Annotated in this window: 12 protein-coding genes and 3 pseudogenes; 5 read left to right on the top strand and 10 right to left on the bottom strand. The window is 59.2% G+C overall.

Going from position 1 to position 14169, the window contains the following annotated elements; genetic code table 11:
• Positions 1 to 259 precede the first annotated feature (259 nt).
• The gene (locus AB3X86_RS35885; protein ID WP_368599613.1) at positions 260 to 529 is read right to left on the bottom strand and encodes a DUF1488 family protein; all 270 of its coding nucleotides are present in this window, start codon (positions 527 to 529) and stop codon (positions 260 to 262) included.
• A 152-nt stretch (positions 530 to 681) separates the two neighbouring features.
• Positions 682 to 1769 (bottom strand): annotated as a pseudogene (locus AB3X86_RS35880) (tyrosine-type recombinase/integrase); the annotation flags it as partial.
• A gap of 191 nt (positions 1770 to 1960) precedes the next feature.
• On the opposite strand from AB3X86_RS35880, the pseudogene AB3X86_RS35875 reads away from it, so the two are divergent.
• A pseudogene (locus tag AB3X86_RS35875) lies at positions 1961 to 2161 on the top strand (phenylacetic acid degradation protein PaaN); the annotation flags it as partial.
• Between the two features lie 189 nt (positions 2162 to 2350).
• On the opposite strand, the gene AB3X86_RS35870 reads toward AB3X86_RS35875, so the two are convergent.
• From AB3X86_RS35870 to AB3X86_RS35850, 5 genes and pseudogenes are all read right to left on the bottom strand, one after another.
• A complete protein-coding gene (locus AB3X86_RS35870) occupies positions 2351 to 2605 on the bottom strand; it encodes a DUF4148 domain-containing protein (protein ID WP_368599612.1) in 255 nt (84 codons plus the stop codon).
• A gap of 205 nt (positions 2606 to 2810) precedes the next feature.
• Positions 2811 to 3269: an SDR family NAD(P)-dependent oxidoreductase gene (locus tag AB3X86_RS35865; RefSeq protein ID WP_368599611.1), complete on the bottom strand. Its 459-nt coding sequence runs from the start codon at positions 3267 to 3269 to the stop codon at positions 2811 to 2813.
• The gene (locus AB3X86_RS35860) at positions 3220 to 4068 is read right to left on the bottom strand and encodes a 3-hydroxybutyryl-CoA dehydrogenase (RefSeq protein WP_368599610.1); all 849 of its coding nucleotides are present in this window, start codon (positions 4066 to 4068) and stop codon (positions 3220 to 3222) included. Before AB3X86_RS35860 ends, AB3X86_RS35865 begins: the two co-directional genes overlap by 50 nt.
• Before the next feature lie 24 nt (positions 4069 to 4092).
• Positions 4093 to 4440 (bottom strand): annotated as a pseudogene (locus tag AB3X86_RS35855) (acetyl-CoA C-acyltransferase); the annotation flags it as partial.
• 138 nt (positions 4441 to 4578) lie between these two features.
• A complete protein-coding gene (locus AB3X86_RS35850) occupies positions 4579 to 4788 on the bottom strand; it encodes a hypothetical protein (protein ID WP_368599609.1) in 210 nt (69 codons plus the stop codon).
• Positions 4789 to 5459: 671 nt separating this feature from the next.
• On the opposite strand from AB3X86_RS35850, the gene AB3X86_RS35845 reads away from it, so the two are divergent.
• From AB3X86_RS35845 to AB3X86_RS35830, 4 genes are all read left to right on the top strand, one after another.
• Entirely contained in the window at positions 5460 to 7268 is a 1809-nt protein-coding gene (locus tag AB3X86_RS35845) for an integrase (protein ID WP_368599616.1), read from the top strand.
• Between the two features lie 26 nt (positions 7269 to 7294).
• Entirely contained in the window at positions 7295 to 7462 is a 168-nt protein-coding gene (locus tag AB3X86_RS35840) for a hypothetical protein (RefSeq protein ID WP_368599608.1), read from the top strand.
• Positions 7459 to 8175 carry a response regulator gene (locus AB3X86_RS35835; protein WP_368599607.1) on the top strand — a complete coding sequence of 239 codons (717 nt, stop codon included), beginning with the start codon at positions 7459 to 7461 and terminating at the stop codon, positions 8173 to 8175. The genes AB3X86_RS35840 and AB3X86_RS35835 overlap by 4 nt, the downstream gene beginning before the upstream one ends.
• 538 nt (positions 8176 to 8713) lie before the next feature.
• Positions 8714 to 9895, top strand: coding sequence for a cation:proton antiporter (locus AB3X86_RS35830; RefSeq protein WP_368599606.1), 1182 nt, complete (start codon positions 8714 to 8716; stop codon positions 9893 to 9895).
• Positions 9896 to 9918: 23 nt separating this feature from the next.
• On the opposite strand, the gene AB3X86_RS35825 is transcribed toward AB3X86_RS35830, so the two are convergent.
• The 3 genes from AB3X86_RS35825 to AB3X86_RS35815 all read right to left on the bottom strand — a co-directional run bounded on the left by AB3X86_RS35825 (position 9919) and on the right by AB3X86_RS35815 (position 14105).
• A complete protein-coding gene (locus tag AB3X86_RS35825; RefSeq protein ID WP_368599605.1) occupies positions 9919 to 10335 on the bottom strand; it encodes a universal stress protein in 417 nt (138 codons plus the stop codon).
• Between the two features lie 252 nt (positions 10336 to 10587).
• The gene (locus AB3X86_RS35820; protein ID WP_368599604.1) at positions 10588 to 11280 is read right to left on the bottom strand and encodes a response regulator; all 693 of its coding nucleotides are present in this window, start codon (positions 11278 to 11280) and stop codon (positions 10588 to 10590) included.
• Positions 11277 to 14105, bottom strand: a complete 2829-nt coding sequence (locus AB3X86_RS35815) for a DUF4118 domain-containing protein (protein ID WP_368599603.1) — start codon at positions 14103 to 14105, stop codon at positions 11277 to 11279. Before AB3X86_RS35815 ends, AB3X86_RS35820 begins: the two co-directional genes overlap by 4 nt.
• Positions 14106 to 14169: the final 64 nt, after the last annotated feature.

The raw sequence follows: 14169 nt of genomic DNA, 5'->3' as shown, positions 1-14169 counted from the left end.
CTCTTCGGCCCCATCGGCAACATTCCACCTGCCGAGGCAGAAGCCGCTTACTATGCAAATCTCGCTGAGTCTGTCACTGTGGCATGACGCAAGCAAAACGGTCTCCGGAAAACCCGGGGCGGCTCACTTCCATCGGAGCGCCTTCATTTGCGAGCCGCGAACATGTCGCCCAACCGACTGCGGTCTGGCTGCGCGCGCGGTGTCGGAGTTGATTCTGGAATGTGAGCTGAAGGATACCCCGCAGGCGACAACCGGTGTCTCAGGGGCGCGAGAAATCTGCCGGCGTCAGCTCAAGTCGTGCTGCGGGATGGGCAAGCAGCTTCCGTTCGGCTATCGCCCGGATGCGGCCGTAGCCATCGCGAAAGGTTTTGAGAATGCACTCGTCGCCTGCGCGTGGCTCGAGCCAGAAATACGCTTCCAGCGCCGCGATCGTGATCATGCATTCGACCGGGCGGTTCTGGAAGACCAGAGAAAATGTCACGCCAAGGCGACTGGCGAGCACCTGCGGTTCAAGTTCGACGGTTTCCATAGGCGGCAAGGACGGCGCTTCTGATCAGGTCACGATGATTTTTGCACAGGTGATGCGTTTCGGGTACGGGTGAAGATGGCGGGTTGCTGGTCATAGCGCGCCGCTTCGGACTGCGTGGAAGCCAGTGGTTCTCAATGTCGGTTGCGCCCTGACTACCGGCGTCTGTCACTAGAAAAAGCATCCCCGATCTGTCGTGCGCGCTTCACCTCATCGCTATGCAGGTAGATCGACGTCGTCGACACGGAAGCGTGCCGCAGATTGTCCTGCACGGTCGTCAGTTCCGCACCGCGTCGGAGCGCATGCGTCGCGTGGGTATGGCGCATCCAGTGCGGACTCGCGCGACGCAGCTTCTCGGCCAGCGGCGGATGATCGGCTTCGATAGCCTGCGCGGCGAGCAGGAAGAAGCGCCTGAGCACACCCCAGAGCCGCACGCTGCTGATCGCCGCCTCGCTCTCCGCCTCAAGGCTGCCGACGACCGGCGTTTCTGGCCGCCAGCGCACCGGTGCGATCGGCAGCTTGCGTTCGACCAGGTACCGCGCGAGTGCCTCCGACGCGAGCGGCGGCAGCGCGACGCGTGCCAGCTTCTTGCCTTTGCCGGTGACGCGTAGCCAGTGATCGCCGCGCGCATCCGTCTCAATGTGTCCCAATGTTGCGCCGACGAGTTCGCTTGCACGCAGGCCCGTCGCGTAACCGAAGTCGAGCAGGAAGCGCAGCCGTTGTGCGGCCGGGGCGGACCAGCCATGGGACCACTCGAGCCCATCGGCGATCGTGCGCACCGGTGCCCATTCGCCCTCGCTGAACGCGTGCGACGTATCCAGCACGTTCACGCCGCTGGCCTCCGTACCTTCACGCCGGCGAACGGATTGGTGAGCACGTAGCGCTGCTCGATCAGCCAGCGGAAGAGGGCGCCCAGAATCGACAGTGCATGCGCGACCGAACGGGCCGACAGGCTGCCATTGAAGGGTCGCCAGTCCGGCGACGTGCGCGGCCGCACCGGTCCGACCCAGCGGGCGCGCGGCGATGCGTGGCGCAGGAACGCGCGATACGCGATCGCGTCTTCCGTCGTGAGCGAAGACAGCGCACGGCCGCGCTCGACGATTGCCCACCGGATCAGGCGCTCGGCTTCCTTGCGGTAGGTGCGCTGCGTGGCGGGGGACTCCTGCAGGGCGAGCCAGGTCTGCACCGCTTCGTACTCGTTGGTGGCGTCGAGCGCGCAGGCGGCCTTCGGCGCGCGGAATGAAAATGTCGGCGGGGAGCGCATAGCAGTAACGCTGAAGTCTCGTTCAATCTGCGACGTTATTGACGCAACGCCGGACAGGCGAAAAGGCGGAGTCCGGCACGATCGTTGGGTCAATATTGTGATGCCTACAACAAGATGAGGATCGCAGCGGGGCACTGCGGCTTTCGTGGACGATCCGGAAATTTCGCTCGGTGCAATCTCAGGTCCCATTCACTTTTAGCAAGGAGAAGATCCTCGACGAGGCGCTGGCCGCCATCCAGACACGCGGCTACTGGAGTCCGCTCAGGGAAATGCCGAGCCCTAGGGCGTATGGCGAAACCGCTTCGGCAGACAGCGAAGCCGCCTTCAGGCGGCATCTTGGTGAGCCCTTCGAAATCAACCCGACATCAACGGAGATGGCAACTGCGTCAAAACGCGAATGCAAGTGCGGCGAATGCGAACTACGGCGCGAGGCCTTCCCGTTGATGGAGCGGTACCCACACTAGGACGGACGTTGTCAGCACAGCCAGCCCAAGAATCGAGGCTGGTTTCGTGCGATACATCTCTGCAGATGATTTCAAGCGAAAGAACAATGGTTGGCACTATTGAGTGGAACCTGCCGGTTGCTGGGGTTGCTCCGAGAGGACGCGAGACGCTTTCATTGCGGTACTGGGATAGTGGAAGGTGTCCAAAGGATCGAAACCGGCGGCGAACCAACGCTTCGCGTCTGCAATAACTTCGGCGCGGGTTTTGGATGTCGACGGATCGTACGGTGATGTGGAGGCTTGTGCAAATGCGGACGCAATGCCGTTTGCGCTGAGCAGAATCCCAAATGCGACTGAGGTGATTCTTTTCATAACAAATCCTCCGAGTGGAGAGGATGGGATTTAATTCTAGGCGATTCCTGGGCGAATTGTGAGAAAGTAGACAACGTTCGTGAGTCAAGACACATACATTTGCCATCGTCTATGACGACTTAAATCAGAATTAAAGAATCTCAGATTTTAGGCGATGCCTCACCACCTCTTCGATCATACGAGCTGAATGAAGCAATTTCGTCCCTTAGAAGTGCCCAACAATTTGTTTGGGCAATATGGAGACGTTACATTCTCGAAGGCGAACTGTGATCTCCTGGGAAAGTGCATTCTGGTGTCCGAGTGCCGCAATCGAAGATACGTTCACGATAGACCCGGAGCCGGCCTTGCGCATTTCAGGTATAGCGATCTTCGTACCGAGGAACACGCCGCGCGCATTCACAGCCATCACCTGATCCCACTCCTCTACTGTACGCTCTTCGATAGGAGCGACCTTTGGAACGATGCCTGCGTTGTTGACCAGGATATCGAGCTTGCCGAAGGAGTCAACAGCCTGTTGAACTGCGAGTTTCCATTCAGCTTCGTTCGTGACGTCAACGCCTACATTATGATGTAGGCGTTTGTGATTCTTAGTCAGACTTTGATCAGTCGGTCCCTTAATACTGATAGAAACCCTGGCCTGATTTGCGACCCAGATATCCCGCATCGACCATTTCCTGGAGCAACGGTGCCGGTCGATATTTAGAATCGTTGAAGCTCGCATACAGAACTTCTTGCACCATCAGTAACGTGTCGAGGCCGATCAGGTCTGCGAGTGCGAGCGGACCGATAGGGTGATTCGCTCCGAGCTTCATGCCCTTGTCGATATCTTCCGCGGAAGCCAGTCCTTCTTGGAGCGCGAAGATCGCTTCGTTGATCATCGGGACCAAGATACGGTTGACGGCGAAGCCCGGGCTGTTTTTCGCGACAATCGCCGTCTTGCCGATAGTCTCGACGAAGTCCTTCGCCAGATCGAGGGTCGAGCCATCCGTCTGGAGGCCTGCGATCAGTTCGACAAGTGTCATGACCGGCACTGGGTTGAAGAAGTGTGTACCGATGAAACGGTTCGGATTCGAGACCTTAGACGCGAGCCTGGTAATTGAGATCGAACTCGTATTCGTTGCGATCACCGCCGTCGAGGCCACTGACTCGTCAATCGACTTGAGGATCTTCGCCTTGATGTCTGCGTTCTCGGTAGCAGCTTCAATGACGATCGAAGCACTCGAGAGGTCGGAATACGTCACCGTAGTCTTGATACGGCCGAGAGTGGCGGACTTCTGTTCGGCACTAATCTTTTCCTTCTGCACCAGACGGTCGAGGCTCTTGTCAATCGTAGACAGGCCGCGGTGCAATGCGGCGTCCGAGACATCGAGCATAGCGACCTCGAAGCCTGCTGCGGCTGCGACCTGGACAATGCCATTGCCCATAGTACCCGCGCCGACCACACCAATTATCTTGTTGCTCATGTTCAGCGTACCTTTCATTTTGGGTTAAACGCGTTCAAAGATCGCTGCAATGCCCTGTCCACCGCCGATACACATAGTGACAAGTGCGTAACGACCACTAGTGCGCTGAAGCTCCGCGATAGCCTTGATCGTAATGATCGCGCCGGTAGCGCCTACCGGATGGCCTAGCGAGATACCCGAACCGTTCGGGTTAACGCGCGCGGGGTCGAAGCCCAGTTCACGAGTCACTGCCAGAGCTTGCGCGGCAAACGCCTCGTTAGCTTCGATGACATCTAGATCGTTGATCGACAGACCGGTACGAGACAGCACTCGCTGCGTTGCCAAGACTGGGCCGATACCCATATACAGCGGCTCGCAACCGCTATGAGCGTAAACCCTATGCGATGAGCGACGATGGTGACTGGGGCGAACATGATGACGAAATGGGCGCGCGGACTAACTTCTGTAATCAAGCGTTGGCTCCCTGTGGCGCCTAAAAACGGCGACAGCCTATCCCGCCATCCCTCGTTGTTATTCTCTTTCTTTTGTCATCTGCAAATCCTTTGAGTGTGGTCGCCGATGGTCGCGCAAAAAGATGAACATCTGCGCGCGAGGATGCAGACGTTCGCGCAAATTGAACAAAGACATTTCGGCGCGCGGTACCGCAGGAATGGCATCGGACTGACACGTCACATCAACTCCAGCGATCATTCGACGCAAATTGGCGCGGACGGATTTCATGTGCCGCCCGTTGTCAACGCAGAGCCTGTGATCATTCGACTGAAGACCGATGCACTCGTATTGGTCGACGTGCAAATCCAGGTAAGTTGCGCGCACGCGACGGAAAGATTTGTTATTCCACAGAAGTCCTACTCAATCCAGCACATTCCATCACGCCGGTTCGAGCCTGTTTCCAGGTATTGACGCGTGCCAGTCCCCTTTGCAAGATGGCATGAAAGGCGTGTGCAGGAGCCAATCATGCCGGCGGCGAGAAGCATCACCCAGGCGCAATGGGACGCCGCAGCGCGCCGTCTTGATGCACTGCCGGAAAAGGCCGCGCATGAGCACCGCGTGAACGTCCGGGATGCAATGAGGTCCATGTAGCCTCAAATCATCGATGCACAGAGAAAGGGCTACACACAGGAAGAAATCGTCCCGCAGATCGCCCAGGACGGTGTTGAAATCAGCGCCGGAACGTTGCGATACGCGATGCAGCGTGCTGCCAGGGAAGAAAAGGCCGTGCAGGTGGAGCGGCACGTCGCTACGAATGCCGCCATGACATTACCTCGCGAAAAGAAGGGCACTCAGGCGAAGCCATCAGTGGCTTTCCGCAGGCCCATCCTGATTTTGACCCTGATGCTCTTCCTGTGCGTCGGATCGACGTTGCTGAACGGGCAGCCGCGCGCGTATGGATTGGCAACTGGCAGCGCATGCTGCCTGCTCTCGTCTCCGCGCGTCGCATTTGCGGCTATCGTGCGCTTGTCGCCCATGCACGTGTGACGGAGTACACGCGTGTGCGGCCCATAAACTTGCAGGGCGAGCAAGGCGGTGGGGGAGTGGGCGCGGTCTCGCTGTTGTTCGAGCGCTATCCGAAGCTCAGCGCATGGCTCATCCTGCAGATCAGGCAGCGTCGCGTAAAACTGGACCAGATAACGTCCGTCGACGGTCTTCGTACCCGTGTGCGTGGTCTGCAATCGTTGCACGAGCGATTCCTGCAGGAATGCCGGCAGCTAGGCCTCACGGTCGCCGACTATCCATTTAACACAGCGAACCGTGCCATTCGGTCGCTGTCAGCGCGAGTCAAGGCGGAACTTTTGCGCGGCTTCGGCACGGCAGCCGGCGCTGCCGGTGCCTCGCACCTCAAAGGGCTGCCACGTAGTGACGGGGAGATCACGCCCGCTGCTACGCGGCCGTACCAGGTTGTTGAATTCGATGGACACCGGCTGGACATCCGGCTGAAGGTTATCGTTCGGGATCCGCTGGGCTTTGAGCACGAATTCGAGGTGGAGCGTGTATGGCTACTCGTAATAATCGACGTCTGCACGCGAGTCGTACTCGGCTATCACCTTGTTATGGCTCGCGAATATTGCCGTTACGATGTGATCAAGACCATTGAGAATGCACTTGAACCCCATCCGTTGCACAACTTCAAGATACCCGGCCTCATCCGTGCACCACAGGATGGCTTTGCTTCGCAGCGTTTGCCGGAGCTCGCGTACGTGAGCTGGGAATGGATCAGGCTGGACAATGCGAAGGCCAACCTGGCGACTGAAACGCTGGCCGCTCTATGCGAGTTCGTCGGCTGCGCCGTCAACGCAGGACCGAAACACAGTCCGGACGATCGCCCGTACATCGAGCGCTTTTTCGGCACGATCGCGAGCAGGCTATCTTCACGACTGCCCGGCTATACAGGCTCGAATCCGCGAGATTTACGCAGGGCGCTTGCCGATCCGAAAGGTAATCTTCGTCTTTACGTGTCGATCGATGAACTGGACGAGTTGATCGAGTACGCGATTGGGAGTTATCACGGCACTCCGCACAGTGGCCTGAACGGCCTCACTCCGCTCGAAGCGATGGAATTCTTCGTCCGCGGCAGGGGACACATGCTCACCTGGTTGCCAGAGGCCCGCCGACGAACGCTGTGCCTGATGCAATCCGCCCGTCGCTGCCGTGTGCGCGGCTATCTTGCGCTGGGTGTTCGACCCCACATCAACCTGTTTGGCGTTCGCTATACCAACACGGTGCTCGCCTGCAGCGCACAACTCATTGGCGAGTTGCTGCGTGTCTATATGAACGCAGACGATCTGCGTTGTGTACGCGCTTTTCTCGCTGACGGCACTGAACTCGGTGTGCTTGAAGCACAGGGTGCCTGGCGGGTCATGCCGCATAACCTGAACTTGCGTAGGGAAATCATGAAGGTAAAGGAGAACAAACACACGAGGAATATAGCTGCCGGCGATCCGATTGAAGCCTATCTGCAAACCAAGGTCGCTGAAGCGAAGAAATCTCGAAGGGCTGCTTCCGATCTCGCGCAGGCGTTGCGTCTTCTCGGCAGCGCCCCTACGGCCAGAACGCCGGCAGGTCCATTGAGGACGGTGGTAAGCGATTTTGCGACGGTTTCAGCTGCTGCGACAACCGCGGATCAAACGATTGGCGACACGGCTCGCGCCGATCCGGTTCGACCGCGCAAGCTGGCTATCGGTACAGGGCAGGTTTTCTGAATGGATCGTCTGCAAGGGAGGCAACCATGTCGCTTCATGTTCCACGTCCGATCGATCAGTCATTACATCCGCTGGTCACCGAGGCCCACGGCGGCGTGATCGAGTGCGAGAATCGGGAACCCCAAGGCGCGCGCTTTACGATCACCCTGCCCGTGAGCGCCCCGCCCAAACTTTTCGAGGAACCCGCTGCATGAACAAGCCACGTGTACTGATCGTGGAAGACGAGGCAGACATCCGGCGCTTCGTGCGTATGTCACTCGAACGCGAAGGCATGACCGTGTTCGAAGCAAGCACTGCCGCGCAAGGCCGCGTGGAGTGCAGCACGCGCCAGCCCGACCTCGTGATCGTGGACCTCGGATTGCCCGACGAGGATGGCAAGACGCTCATACGCGATCTGCGCGGTTGGTCGCGTATGCCGGTGGTGGTGCTGTCCGCGCGCGATCGCGAGAGCGAGAAGGTCGAAGCGCTCAATCTGGGTGCTGACGATTACCTGACCAAGCCCTTCGGCGTGCCCGAACTGATCGCGCGCGTGAAAGCGCAGTTGCGGCGCGCGAGCTTCGTGGGCGGCGCCGGTACGGGAGACTCGACCGTGCAGTTTGGCGACATTCGTGTGAATCTCGCGACCTACGAAGTGACGCGCGCGGGTGCGCCGGTGCATCTCACGCCCACCGAGTTCCGGCTGCTCGCCGCGCTCATTCGCGGCTATGGCAAGGTGCTCACGTATCGGCAGTTGCTACTGGAAGTGTGGGGCCCCTCCTATGTGGATCGCCCGCAATACCTGCGCACGTATATGGTTGGCATGCGGCAGAAACTCGAGGATGATCCGGCGCGACCGAAATTCCTGATCACCGAATTGCAGGTCGGATATCGTCTCGCCGGGCTGGACGCGACCGGCGAGCCCATTTGAATCCGCTGAAGGTTACGGCAGGTACGTTGGCGGAGCCCGTTTGCGGCGCAGCCGCGTGAATCGGGTCTCTGCAACGTCGTTGTGTGAAAGTCAGTGGAGCATCGTGACGGGCATTGAAGACAGGTGCCATAGCTTTGCAAGCACTGCCCATCTGTGAAAAAACAAGGTGTTGCAACGCCACTCCATGGGATGTCGACTATTATTACCTCGTGGAAGATATCTGGACTAATATGAGTATCCGTAAGAAGTCGGCTGTTTTCCCTGCGGCCCGGCGCTCGGGTATCCGGATATGACGTCCGCAGGCGATGACTGATGGTTTCGACGCACTGTTAGACCGAAACGTTTCTCGTGGCGACTACACTGTGCTCGGAATATATAAGCCGCCGCGTGCTCTCGCACCGGGTGGCAATCGCACTCGAAGAAGAGACTGCAACGACGGGACTGAAAGACGCATCGGCAAAGCATGGCCGAGCTGAAATAGTCACCTCACTTCGACGAAGCCGCGACACAGCTCTCTTTCTTTATCGGAACCGTTCGAATGGACTTCAACGTCGGGCTCTTCGAACTGCTGTTGCTCGTTTCGGCGTTGGTCGCAATGCTCGTGCGACGCTTGCATATGCCGTATAGCGTTGGACTGGTTATCGCTGGAATCAGCTTCTCCTTTCTGGCATCTTCCCGATTTCCCGAGATTCCCCTCAACAAGGATTTCATCTACAACGTACTGTTGCCACCGCTCATTTTTGAGGCGGCGTTTCACATGCGGTGGGGCGAAGTACGCAGAGATTTCGCCGTGGTCCAGACATTGGCCATCCTCGGGGTCCTCCTGTCGGCTGGCGTGACCGCCACGGGTATGCACTACCTGTTGCATTGGGAATGGATCAGCGGGTTGATTTTCGGTACGTTGATTGCCGCCACAGATCCGGTATCCGTCCTTGCAATGTTCAAGGACACCGGTGTAGCGGGCCGCTTCAGGCATCTGATGGAAGCGGAGAGCCTCTTCAATGACGGCACCGCAGCGGCGGCCTTCCGGATCACGCTGGCGTTTGTCGCCGGCGCGCAAGTTGACCTGATCACCGTGCTCAAGATTTCGGGCGTGGTCATTCTTGGTTCGGTCTTTTGCGGTTGGCTGATCGGCAACGTCGTGCTGTCGCTGCTTCACCGCGCCGACGACCATCTCGTCGAGATTACGTTTGCAATGATCGCGGCTTATGGCTCGTTTCTGCTGGCAGAAAACCTGCACCTGTCTGGCGTGCTGGCGACGCTGATCGCGGGGCTGGTGATGGGCAGCCGCAACGCGGTCGATCCGATGACGGAGAGAGGACGGGAGGCCGTTGAGACCGTACTTGAGTACGCGGTGTTTGCCGCCAATTCGTTCATTTTTCTCTTTATTGGAATTCAGCAGGCTCGTCGGAACTACGACACGGTCTGGGTGTCGATTGGCATCGCCGTGATGGTCGTGATGCTGGCGCGCGCCGTAGCTGTGTACCTGTGTTGTGGGCTTTTTTCACGCTCGTCACTGCGAATAGAGATGCGACATCAACATATACTGTTCTGGGGAGGGCTTCGTGGCGCTCTGGCGTTGGCTCTCGCAATGGGACTATCGCCCGACGTGCCTCGTCGCGAAGAAATCGTGACGGTGTGCTTTGCCGTGGTGGCCTTCTCAGTCTTCGTCCAGGGTACGACGATGACGGCACTTCTACGGCGATTGCGAATCATATAGGGACCCGGGAGCGCAGTATCGAGTCAGTGCAGCATCGTGACTGGTATCGAAGACCAGCGCCACAGCCTTGCGAGCACGGCCCATCGGTGAAAGAAACCAAGATGGCTCGCATCGAGCACTACGATGTCGGCATGATCTTTGACCGCGTACTGCGCGATGGTCCGCTCCGGTGGACCGAAAACACGCTTCCAGGTATATGGCACACCGGCGTCATCGAGGACCGCGCATGTTTGACTCAATGCATCCCGTGCTCGCTCCTTCTCAGATCTATGCAACGCAGAGCGCGAATGAAACGCGCCTACGCGGCCTTGTGCCAGGTCATCGAGCACTTCGATGATTTCGACCTCGGACACGCATTTTTCAGCAAACAGGAACGCTCCATGACGAGCCGCTTCGGTCGCCTCTCGGGCACCTAGCACGGGAATAAGCAGTTTCAGCAAAGCAGGCCTCCAATCCACTTGTCAAACGTAACTACCCTTGATTGAAGCACGCGCATGACCCAAACACTGTAAAAGCATTGGGGCAATGCGTAAAAATGTCATCAACATAGAAGCCATGGCCAGCCCGGACTGAGATCATGCTGATTGTTCCGACGATAACCTTCGACAATCGGTCGTTGGCGACTCAAGGCGCGGGCCAGCGTATGTTCGTCCGATGGCAACGTGCAGTGCACCCGGGCGCAGCGTCGCCGCTCACACGATCAGGCGATACCCGATCCCGGTCTCAGTCACCAGGTGCTCGGGCTTCGCGGGGTTACGCTCGAGCTTTTGCCGAAGGTGAGCCATGTAGATCCGCAGATAATGCGCGTTTTCCGCATGAGAAGGCCCCCAGACCTCCTGCAGAAGCTGGTGATGGGTCATCACGCAGCCGGCGTGACGCACGAGCGCAACGAGCAGCCGGTACTCGACCGGCGTCAAATGGACGCCCTCATGGCCGCACCGTACCAACCGGGCTTCCAGGTCGACCGTGACTGAACCGAACGATACCTTGGCTGACTCCGCCACTACGCACCGGTTATATCTGCGCAGCAGGGCACGAATACGCGCTTCCAGCTCGACTATGCTGAAGGGTTTTGTCAGATAATCGTCTGCCCCGCCGTCGAGCGCGGCGACCTTTCTTTCGTCCCCGTCACAATCCGAAAGGACGATGATCGGCACGTCGGACCATTCACGCACCTGACGGATTACGTCGAGCCCGTCGAGATCCTCCAGGCCGGGATCGACGATGACCAGATCTGGTCTGGCGCTCGCCGTCATGGCTATGCCCTGCTGTCCTGTGCCGGCATCCACAACGCGCATCGCCTCACGTTCCAGCGAGGTTCGCACATATCGGCGCAAATGCCTGTCGCTCTCAATCAGGAGAACAGTAACGATCGGATCGCTCATGACGCCTGAGTGCGATTCATGGTATCGCCGGGTTCGTCTTTCGAACGTTCCTGTGACGTGCCTTCGCTGAGCACATCGGCGTCCCCGGGTTCTGCCGGCGGGGTCTCGTCAGCCGGCAACTTGAACCAGAAACAGGCGCCGAGCACGATTCCGTTCGGATCGGTGCGATTTGCCGCGCCAATTTTTCCTCCATGCGCCTCGACGATGGCGCGGCAAATCGCAAGACCCAGCCCTATGCCGGGCAACGCCGATTCTTTTTCACCGCGGGTGAACTTGTCGAATACGCGGGATTCCATGCCGGCGGGGAGCCCCGGTCCGCTGTCTTCCACATTGACTCTCACATAACGATGGCCATTCTCCTCGACGGCGGCTGCATTGATGGTGATGGGTGACCCGGCGGGTGTGTATTTCGCGGCATTGTCGAGGAGGTTGGCGAGGAGTCGTTCCATCAGCACGGCATCGAGCTGGACCAGCGGCAGATCGGGTGGTACATGTGTGTGTACCTTGCGCCCGGAGAGCAGACGGCGTGAAGCTCCCAGCGCGGCGCCGATCATTTCTTCGAGCGACGACCATTGGCGGTTCAAGCGCATGCTGCCTGCCTGCAGACGGACCATGTCGAGCAGGTTGGTCACAATGGCCGTCATCCGCATCGCCTCGTCATAGATTGCCTCGCCAAGTTCATTGGCAGCCGGCTGCCCGGCTTTCTCAACGTGGCCCGGTTCTGCCAGCAAAGAGGCGAAGCCCACGATCGCGGTCAACGGTGTACGCAAATCGTGCGAGATCGCGGACAGCAGTGAATTGCGCAGACGTTCCGACTCCATGCTGATCAGCGCGTCCTGCGCGATCTCGACATAATGAACACGCTCGAGCGCGAGCGCGATCTGGGCCGCAAACGTGTCGAGCATGCGGCGCTGTTCCGGTGTTGCAAATTCTCCCATCCCTGCGGATAGCAGCGCGAGGACGCCGCGTGTACGCATCGGCGCGCGCAGCGGCAGGTACAGCGCTGCGGCCGCTGGCAGCGTCTCTGTTCCGTGGCCGGCCGGCTTCTGCTGGTCATAAACCCACTGCGCGATATCACAATCGAGTTCCCCTTCGCCGAGTGTGACAGCGGGGTCCGGATTTTCGACCTTCTGTCGCACCTTTTCGGCGCTATCGGGCAGGAGGATCGCGACGCGCGCCTGAAAGACCTCGGCGACATGGCGCGTGCCGATCTCCAGGATCAGGGCGGTGGTGAGGGCTGCGCCAAGCTCGCGCGTCATCGCGAACATCGCGTCGGTCCGGCGCTCGCGGATCGTTGCGACGTGAGCCTGTCGCCGCAGACTGGACGTCAGATGGCTGATCGTGAGCGATGTCAGAAGCATCACCGCGAACGTCAACAGATACTGTGTGTCCGATACGGAAAACGAAAGCCGCGGTGGCACGAAAAAGAAGTCAAACGCGGCCACGCCAAGAAACGAAAGCAGCACGCCCGGTCCACGGCCCAGGCGCACTGCCGTAAAGATCGTGCCAAGCAGGTACAGCATGACGAGATTTGCCAGCGCGATCCTGTCCACCAGCACAGTGGCGAGAGCAGTAATCACCGCGCAGATCGCCACCGCGTACCCATAGGAAACCAGCGGGAAACCGCGTCGATCTTCAGCCGGCGCAACAAAGCTGCCCGCCGCGCCGCGAGGCGCGGCGGATTCACGCGCTGAACCTGAATTGATAAGCGAGATATCAATATCCCCGGCGGCGCGGATCAGACGCTCGGTCGTGGACCGTCCCAGCCATCCGCGCCATCCGCGCAACACGGCGGCGCCCACGACGAGCTTCGACACATTGCGCATGCGCGCATAGGCGATCAGCGTCTGTTCGACATGCTCACCCTGCAACGTGACGGTTTCCGCGCCGAGATCAGCTGCAAGCTTGAGCGCGTCGAGCGTACGTCCACGTATTGCGTCAGGAAGCCGCTGAAGCTTCGGCGTCTCGACATAGACTGCCAGCCAGTCAGCCTTCAGGTTCGATGCCAGGCGAGCTGCCGCACGTACGAGATTGCTGCTGTCCGGACCGGCACCGACGCACACGATAATGCGCTCGCGCGCCTGCCAGATTCGCTCGATCGACTGATCGGCACGATACTCGCGCATCTGCGCATCCACACGGTCGGCGGTGCGACGCAACGCGAGTTCGCGCAGCGCGATCAGATTGCCCTTGCGAAAGAAATTACGGACGGCATGCTCCGCCTGCTGCGGCATATAGACCTTGCCATCACGCATCCGATCGAGCAGTTCCTCTGGCGGCAGGTCGACCAGTGTCACTTCGTCGGCGAGATCGAACACACGGTCGGGTACCGTTTCCCACACGCGGATGCCGGTGATCTGACCGACCACATCGTTCAGGCTCTCGAGATGCTGGACATTGACGGTCGTATATACGTCGATGCCGGCGTCGAGCAGTTCATGCACATCCTGCCAGCGCTTCAGATGCCGGCTGCCCTGGACATTCGAATGCGCCAGCTCGTCGACGAGAATCAGCTGCGGCTTGCGCGCGAGTGCTGCGTCGAGATCGAACTCGGCAAGCAGCCGCCCGCGATATTCGATCCGCCCGGGCGCAATGACCTCGAGCCCCTCGATCAGTGCGAGCGTTTCCTTGCGTCCATGTGTTTCGACGATTCCGACGACGACATCGACGCCTTCCTCCTTGCGGTATCTGGCAGCCTGCAACATCGCAAACGTCTTGCCGACTCCGGCCGATGCGCCAAAGAACACCTTGAGCCGGCCGCGCTGGCTTTTTTCTTCATCGCGCTGGATGCGGTCCAGCAGTTCGTCGGGATCAGGCCGGTTCATCACACCCCCTGCGGGTTATCCCGTCATCATGTCGTCGAGGTTCATACGTTTGCTATATGCCGTG

It is taken from the genome of Paraburkholderia sp. BR14374, assembly GCF_040948685.1.
In the GTDB taxonomy this organism is placed as follows: domain Bacteria; phylum Pseudomonadota; class Gammaproteobacteria; order Burkholderiales; family Burkholderiaceae; genus Paraburkholderia; species Paraburkholderia youngii.
The sequence above is the reverse complement of the archived record's forward strand: the minus strand, read 5'-3'. Positions and strand labels throughout refer to the sequence as shown.